Origin of the sequence: Corynebacterium sp. MSK071 (assembly GCF_030232125.1) — a bacterium.
GTDB classification, from domain to species: Bacteria; Actinomycetota; Actinomycetes; order Mycobacteriales; family Mycobacteriaceae; genus Corynebacterium; species Corynebacterium kefirresidentii.
In genome coordinates this window covers 1-314 of the sequence record NZ_JASPJA010000062.1, presented here as the reverse complement: position 1 = coordinate 314, position 314 = coordinate 1, and the positions used below count along the sequence as shown (strand labels likewise).

1 protein-coding gene is annotated in these 314 nt (G+C 59.6%); it reads left to right on the top strand.

Annotated features, from left to right (window positions below; genetic code table 11):
* Positions 1 to 314 (top strand): hypothetical protein (locus QP990_RS12205; protein ID WP_284799435.1); only part of this gene is annotated, 314 nt, incomplete at both ends.

Sequence of the window (314 nt, the reverse complement as noted above, 5' to 3'; positions counted from 1 at the left end):
GACTACGCCACCAGCGACATCACCATCACCCGCTCCAAATACGCAGACGTCACCGTCGGTGGAAAATCCCCCAACGCCATCAACCAACTGTTGAAGCGAGCAAGCGCCACTTTCGTCGGCGGAGCCATCGCCGGAGCCAAAAACGCCTGGCCCGGAAACGACAAACAACTCGACGACCTACAAAACAAACTCGAAAAAGCCACCGGCAAACTCACCGAAGACAAACTACTCGCCTTCACACACCACCAAGCCACCCGCAGAGCACGACACCTCGGCCCCTACCGACGCCGCGAGCTTGTCGCCTCCGGCGAAGG